This is a genomic window from Caballeronia sp. M23-90 (assembly GCF_053574605.1).
In genome coordinates this window covers 1-7,262 of the sequence record NZ_JBSIPA010000343.1, presented here as the reverse complement: position 1 = coordinate 7,262, position 7,262 = coordinate 1, and the positions used below count along the sequence as shown (strand labels likewise).

At 61.6% G+C, this 7,262-nt stretch carries 6 protein-coding genes; 1 reads left to right on the top strand and 5 read right to left on the bottom strand.

Features of this window, described 5'->3' with window-relative positions; all coding sequences use genetic code 11:
* The 5 genes from ACRXB1_RS26035 to ACRXB1_RS26015 all read right to left on the bottom strand — a co-directional run.
* A partial coding sequence (locus ACRXB1_RS26035; RefSeq protein WP_449493672.1) for a hypothetical protein occupies positions 1-1,070 on the bottom strand: 1,070 nt, incomplete at its 3' end.
* Entirely contained in the window at positions 1,057-3,681 is a 2,625-nt protein-coding gene (gene mutS / locus ACRXB1_RS26030; RefSeq protein ID WP_449493673.1) for a DNA mismatch repair protein MutS, read from the bottom strand. The genes ACRXB1_RS26035 and mutS, both read right to left, overlap by 14 nt.
* A 279-nt stretch (positions 3,682-3,960) precedes the next feature.
* Entirely contained in the window at positions 3,961-4,329 is a 369-nt protein-coding gene (locus tag ACRXB1_RS26025) for a DUF883 family protein (protein ID WP_449493671.1), read from the bottom strand.
* A 111-nt stretch (positions 4,330-4,440) separates the two neighbouring features.
* The gene (gene lplT / locus ACRXB1_RS26020; protein WP_061999088.1) at positions 4,441-5,739 is read right to left on the bottom strand and encodes a lysophospholipid transporter LplT; all 1,299 of its coding nucleotides are present in this window, start codon (positions 5,737-5,739) and stop codon (positions 4,441-4,443) included.
* 195 nt (positions 5,740-5,934) lie between these two features.
* Positions 5,935-6,735: an inositol monophosphatase family protein gene (locus tag ACRXB1_RS26015; protein WP_062169767.1), complete on the bottom strand. Its 801-nt coding sequence runs from the start codon at positions 6,733-6,735 to the stop codon at positions 5,935-5,937.
* A 309-nt stretch (positions 6,736-7,044) separates the two neighbouring features.
* On the opposite strand from ACRXB1_RS26015, the gene ACRXB1_RS26010 reads away from it, so the two are divergent.
* Positions 7,045-7,262: TrmH family RNA methyltransferase (locus ACRXB1_RS26010; protein WP_449493670.1), on the top strand; the 218-nt coding region annotated here is incomplete at its 3' end.

The window sequence follows — 7,262 nt, the reverse complement described above, 5'->3', positions numbered from 1 at the left end:
TCCGGGGGCGACCCTTGAGCTTGCGCGTTCGGCCGCACGGTCACGTCCCGCACGCGGACACGAAACGGCGGTCGCCAGCTCAGGTCGGATTCGACTTCGAGCCATTGCGTTCGCGGATTCTTCAATCCGACCTCGATGCGCGTCAGATTCGCCACCACGGTCCCCTTGTCATTGCGCAAGGGTTGATCGATACGAAAACCTTTGACAATAGGTGTGTCGGAGCCGTGAATCACAATCATCGGACCCCGAAACGATTCTGCGGCTTTCACAAGGCTGCGCTTGAGCTCGAGAAACCCGTCGCGTGATGTATCGCCGCGCGAAAACCGCAGCCACGCAAACCGATCGCGCCGTTCATAGCGCGTAAAGTCCGGATCACCTTGCAGGATCACCACGACCGCACGCATGTCGGTGCGGCGCGCGGTTTCGACCGCGTGTTCCAGCCAGAAAGCGTTGGCGACGGAGCGGTCCTCGAACTCGCCGTTGCGTCCGCCGGCGGTCAAATAATGATTGTTCGGCGCGGGCGCATTCAATCCGATGAACGCAATGCCGTTGGTCTGCCATCGCACGTTTTCGCGGAACGGACGAAAGCGTGCAACATCGCTTTCGCGAATCACGCTCATGGGCGTCTGACCGAGAGAGTTCGAATCCCCGAAGAACGACTGGCGAATGAAGTCCAGCCGCTCGACCGGGTCGTAACTGCCCGCTTGCGACGAACTGCACGACGCCCAGTCATTGCCGCCAGGCAGCAGTACCACGGGTTTGCGTGAGCTATCGAAGATCTGCTGGCGCGTGTTGTACAGGGCGTCGCGACAAGGTTCGGCTTCGCTTTTCAGATTGCCGTCGTAGACGATGAACGACGTATTGCGATCGCGTCCGATGGCATCGAGCATCTGTTGCAGCGTGGTCTCGTCACTTGATCTGTTCACCACGTTCGATGCAATCGCGAAACTCATCGGCGGCGCCTCGGCGCGCGCCGCTTGCGCGGCCATGACGACGCAGGCGAGGGCAAACGCGTGTGTCACGCGCGCACGCAGCCAGTGAGCGCGATACGCGCAATTAGCGAGATGCATCCGGAGCGTGCGACGCCAGCTTATGTAGTTCGTACAGCAGGTCGAGCGCGTCGCGGGGACGCACCTCGTTGGGATCGATCGCACGAAGGCGGTCAAGCGCCGGGTGAGGCGCGGCCGACTCGTCGCGCGCTTCGGGTTCGTTAATATCCGTGAGATCCGCCGGCGGCGGCGCGAACAGGTCGAATTGCGGCGACGCCTGACCGATCGACTGCTGCTCCAGATGCGCCAGGTGTTTTCTGGCGGCCTTGATCACGGCAGGCGGGACGCCTGCGAGTTGCGCTACTTGCAAGCCGTAACTCTGGTTCGCCGGACCTTCGTTGACCGAGTGCAAAAACACGATGCCATGGTCATGCTCGACCGCTGACAAGTGCACGTTCGCGGCGTGCGCGAACTCGGCCGGCAACTGGGTCAACTCGAAATAATGCGTGGCGAACAGCGTATGGCAGCCGTTGTGCGAGAGCAGGTGCCGTGCAATCGCCCAGGCGAGCGCGAGGCCGTCGAAAGTCGATGTGCCGCGGCCGATCTCGTCCATCAGTACGAGACTCGACGGGGTGGCGTCGTTGAGGATGGCCGCGGCTTCGGTCATCTCGACCATGAAGGTCGAGCGGCCGCCCGCGAGGTCGTCGGCCGCGCCAATGCGCGTAAAAATCCGGTCGATCGGACCAAAGCTCGCGCGCTTGGCCGGTACATAACTGCCCACGTACGCAAGCAGCGCGATCAACGCCGTCTGGCGCATGAACGTCGATTTACCGCCCATGTTCGGACCGGTGATCAGCAACAGTTTGCGTTCGGTGTTCAGGCAACAATCGTTGGCGATGAACTGTTCGACTTGCGCTTCGACTACTGGATGCCGCCCTTGTTCGATATCGATGCCCGAGTCGCCTGCAAACGACGGCGCCACCCAGTCGAGCGCGAGTGCGCGTTCGGCGAACGCGCTCAGCAGATCCAGTTCTGCTAACGCCGCCGCCACGCGCTGACAATCGCCGATATGCGGTAGCAGCGTCTGCAGCAGCGCGTCGTAGAGCATGCGCTCGCGGGCGAGCGCGCGGTCCTGCGCGGACAGCGCCTTGTCTTCGAAAGTCTTCAGCTCCGGCGTGATGTATCGCTCGGCATTCTTGAGCGTCTGACGGCGCCGGTAGTCGTCCGGAACCTTGTCCGTCTGACCTCGCGTGACTTCAATGTAAAAGCCATGCACCTTGTTGTACTCGACTCGCAGATTCGCGATCCCCGTGCGGGCGCGCTCGCGCGTTTCCAGGTCGATCAGGAACTGGTCGCAGTTCTCCGAGATGTCACGCAACTCGTCGAGATCCGCGTCATAACCGCGCGCCATCACACCGCCGTCGCGGATCAGCACGGCAGGCTCCTTGGCAATCGCGCGGGTCAGCAGTTCGAGGCATTCCGGCGGCGGTTCGAGCGAGGCATCGATACGTTCAAGCCATGCCGCGTGCATCTTGAGCGGAGCAAGCCGTTCGCGCAGTTGCGGCAGGGCGGCGAAGGTATCGCGCAAGCTCGAAAGATCGCGTGGTCGTGCCGACAACAGTGCAAGCCGGCCCGTAATTCGTTCGATATCCGAAATCTGGCGAAGTGCTGTGCGCAGGCCGTCGAGGCTTGCGTCCGGCGATGCTTCGAGCAATGCGCCGATCGCGCGTTGCCTTCCCTGGGCGATGGCCGAATCGCGCGGCGGATGGTGCAGCCAGTGGCGCAGCAAACGGCTGCCCATGGTTGTGCAGCAGGTATCGAGCAACGAGCAGAGTGTCGGAGATTCCGTGCCGCGGAGTGTTTCGGTCAACTCCAGATTGCGTCGCGTGGCCGGGTCCAGTCCGATGTACTCCGACTCGTACTCCACCTTGAGGCTTCGGACGTGCCGCAATTGCTGACCTTGGGTTGCGGCGGCATAGAGCAGCAGCGCACCGGCCGCTCCACATGCGCAGGTCAGCGAGTGGGCGCCGAAACCGTCGAGGCCCGCGACATCGAGTTGCTCGCACAAGCGCTGCGTGCCGGAGCCGACATCGAAGTGCCATGCGGGTACGCGCGTGGTTGCGCCGACGTTCGGCACCTGGAACGGTGCGTTCGTTTCCGAGAACGAGTCGGCCACCAGCGTTTCCGCCGGCCGGATGCGTTCAAGTGCCGCGCCCAGTTGATCCGGCGCCACTTCAGCAAGACGCAACGCGCCGCTTGCAAGATTGAGCCACGCAAGCCCCACGCTCGTCACAACACCGCGACGGTTGTGTGCAGGGCATAACGCCAGCAGGAAGACGTCGTTTTTATCGGAGAGGAGAGCCGCGTCAGTGAGCGTGCCGGGCGTGACGACGCGTACGACCTTGCGCTCGACCGGTCCCTTCGATGTCGCCGGATCACCGATCTGCTCGCAGATGGCGACCGACTCGCCGAGCTTCACCAGCTTGGCAAGATATTGCTCGCACGAATGATGCGGAATGCCCGCCATCCTGATGGGGTTGCCGCCCGATGCACCGCGTTGCGTGAGAGTCAGGTCGAGCAGGCGCGAGGCTTTGACAGCGTCATCGAAGAAAAGCTCGTAGAAATCGCCCATGCGGTAGAACACGAGGGTCCCCGGATGCTCCGCCTTGATTCGCAAGTACTGCTGCATCATTGGCGTGTGATGCGACAGGTCGACCGGCACAGCGGAATCGATGCGCTGCGCCTCAGGTGCGGCGGGAGAAACGGAGGTGTGAGTGCCCATCGTGATTGCTTGGATTTCGCGAATGTCTAAGATGTCTAAGGGCACGAGTGTACCGCGTCAGGGCCTTGGCGACCCCCTGGCCGGATGGCTAACGAGAGGTCGAGATCTTGACGTTTTCGAGCGATCTTCACGCCGTAAAAGCAAAAACGCCGGCAAGCCGGCGTTTTTGCTTTAATCATGCTTGCGATTTTACGAACGTCCTGCCAGAAAACCGACCAGCAGCGCAAGGCCCGCGACGGCGCCCAGCGTGTGCCACGGCTTGTCGTGGACGAATTCATCAGCGTAACCGGCGGCGTCGTTGAAACGATCCGCGATCGCCGAGGACGACCCATCGAATTGCGAACGCGCTGTCTTCAGCTTGGACTGCAAGTCCTTGCGCAACTGGTCCACATTGACGTCTTTCGCGTCGCGGATCGAACTGTCGAGCTCGTCGAGCAATCCGCGCAGTTGCGAACTGGCCGAATCGACCACGTCGCTTGCGCCACGCACAGCACGTCGGCCGACTTTGGCGGCGTCATTGATGTTGCTATCGAGTGTAGAACGTGAAAACAAACCCATTTGCAGCTCCTTTGACGTGTCCCTGGTTTATTTCGATCCGCGCGTTTCAGTCGCGCGGCTCTCAATCGAGCAAAGTGTCCAGCAAATACCGTTCCTGCACCAGGCGTTTTATCATTCTTCCACCAGCGCGCCAAGGTCGACCGTGCGCTCGTTGCGCGCGTGCCGCCGCATCGCGAGGCCCATCATCAGGCAAATAAACACGCCGAAGACCACGATGATCCATTCCACCGGCAGTTTGGTCGTGAGCAAGAGTGCGTAGGCGCCGAGCATCGATAACACCGCCAGGTTCTGGTTGAAGTTTTGCACCGCGATCGACGCGCCTGCCGTCAGCAAGGTCGCACCGCGATGCTGCAAGATTGCGTTCATCGGCACGATGAAAAACCCCGACAGCGCGCCAAGCAGGATCATCAGTGGATAAGCGCCGAGGATATAAAGCGGGGCAAACAAGGGCCCGATATGCACGCCCGATCCGGCCGGAAACAGGTCCTTGTTATAGAACGCCATGCAGATGGCCACAGCGCCGGTCACGACTCCGATCGGCAACACCTTGAGCGAACTGCGCAACGGCACCCAGGCGGCAGCGGCTGATGCGCCGATCGCAATGCCCAGTCCCGTCACCCCTTGCAGAACGGCTGCTTTGGAAAGCGACAGGCCGAGGTTGGCATCGGCCCATTTGAGGACGAGCAACTGCAGCGTGACGGCGGCGCCCCACAGCAGCGTGGTCACCCACAACGCGATCTGCGCGAGCTTGTCGCTCCACAGAACCTTGAATGCATGCGTGAAATCGCCAACGAGTTTCGACGGTTCCTTCAGGCGGTTCTTGTAGCGCGCACCGGTATCAGGAATACCGATGTTGATGACGGCGGCGGCCGCATACACGACCATGACCGCGAACATGGCGGCGTCGGCCGCCGAGCGGATCAGGACGAGGTGCGCCGCGCTTACGAAATGTTCCACGTACTGGCTGACCAGTGCGCCGCCAATCACGGTACCGAGAATGGTCGAACCGACAGTCGCCGATTCAAGCCATGCGTTCGCCGGGATGAGTTTTTCGGGCGGCAACAGTTCGGTGAGAATGCCGTATTTGGCGGGCGAATATGCAGCGGCGCCCAGACCCACGACGCCGTACGCGATCATCGGATGCACGCCCAGGATCATCAGCGCGCAGCCGCCGGCCTTGAGCGCGTTGGAGATGAACATGACGTGACGCTTTTGCATGGCATCGGCAAATGCACCGACAAATGGCGCGAGCAGCACGTAGGAAATGGTGAAGAAGATCTGCAGCAGCGGCGTCACCCAGGACGCCGAATGCATCACGGAAAGCATCGCGATGGCGGCAATGAGCAGCGCGTTGTCGGCAAGCGACGACACGAACTGCGCGGCGATGATCGTATAAAAGCCTTTTTTCATGTGACGGCAGGGCGGCAGCGAAGGGTGAGGAGACTCGGATGAGGAAGCGCCGCGAGCGGCCGGACGGGACACTGTAGCGGAGGCGGGCGCTGCGTGCATGAACGCCGCGGACCAACATGAGACCCGTTCCGGACATCAAGTGCAATCTGCGTGCTCCAACAAAAAAGGCGGCCGCAGCCGCCTTTCGCTCAACCGTTATGCGCTCGTGCGCGTGGTCGTGAAGGGATCGAGGATCTTGATCATTTGCGCGTACACCTTCGGGTTCGCCGCGACAATCTCGCTCTTGTGCAGGAAGTCGGATTCGCCGGTGTAATTGCCGACCAGTCCGCCGGCTTCCGTGATCAGCAGGCTGCCCGCCGCCACGTCCCACGCCTTGATACCTTGTTCAAAAAACGCATCGAGACGACCCGCGGCCACGTTGGCCAGATCGAGCGCGGCCGCGCCCGGACGACGCAATCCGGCGCACGCTTCGGTCATTTGCGTGAAAAGCTTGCTGTAGGCTTCCAGACCGTCACCTTCGCGAAACGGGAAGCCGGTGCCGACGAGGGCGTCGCCGAGACGATCCAGCTTGCCCACGCGGATGCGCCGCTCGTTCAGGTAAGCGCCCGAACCGCGCGAGGCGGTGAAAAGGTCATTGCGGGTGGGATCGTAGACAACGGCCTGCGTGATGATGCCCTTGTGGGCAAGCGCGATGGACACGCAGTAATACTGAAAGCCGTGGATGAAGTTGGTCGTGCCGTCGAGCGGATCGATGATCCACTGGAATTCGGATTCCTTGTCCAGTTCGCCGGATTCCTCGGCGAGAATGGAATGCTTCGGATAAGCAGTCGTCAGCGTTTCGATGATCGCGGCTTCCGACGCCTTGTCGACTTCCGTCACGAAGTCGTTGTGCTGCTTCTTGCTGACCTGGATCCGGTCCAGATCGAGCGACGCGCGGTTGATGATCTGTCCGGCGCGGCGAGCGGCCTTGACAGCAATATTGAGCATCGGATGCATGAATAGAGTCCTTTGCCCGGCGGCTGCGCTCCACGCCATGCGCGTGAAGCCGGAACCCCGAGCGGAAAGTGCCCAACCGGCGGGCAGAATCGACGTTTGTGTCGACGGCAACAAATTGAAGAAGAGCGATGCACGTGCCTTTTTTCAACCTGAAACTGGCTGAAAACAGCGTAAGGCGCGCGCGAACTGCGTATTTTACCCGAGTCGGGCAGGGCGCGGGTTATGCCCGTTGCGCCGCGATGCACACGTTGGAAACCTCGTCTGGCGATACCATGACGGTTTTCCTACCTTTTTCGCAAGCGTTCTATCGTGACCACGAACTCTTCCCCGGATCAACCCGGCGACGCCTTCTCATCGACCCGGTTCGTGCTCGTCGAGCCGAGCCATCCAGGCAATGTCGGCGCTGCGGCGCGCGCGCTCAAGACCATGGGATTTTCCCGGCTGATCGTGGTCGCGCCGAAAATCCCGTTCGTCACCCGCGAACCGGAAGCCATCGCGGTGGCCTCGAGATCGGGAGAGCGGCGGGG

What these genes read in the sequence shown, in the direction of transcription:
- mutS (WP_449493673.1), bottom strand. Translation starts at nt 3,681, where the DNA reads ATGATGCAGCAGTACTTGCGAATCAAGGCGGAGCATCCGGGGACCCTC.
- ACRXB1_RS26025 (WP_449493671.1), bottom strand. Translation starts at nt 4,329, where the DNA reads ATGGGTTTGTTTTCACGTTCTACACTCGATAGCAACATCAATGACGCC.
- lplT (WP_061999088.1), bottom strand. Translation starts at nt 5,739, where the DNA reads ATGAAAAAAGGCTTTTATACGATCATCGCCGCGCAGTTCGTGTCGTCG.
- ACRXB1_RS26015 (WP_062169767.1), bottom strand. Translation starts at nt 6,735, where the DNA reads ATGCATCCGATGCTCAATATTGCTGTCAAGGCCGCTCGCCGCGCCGGA.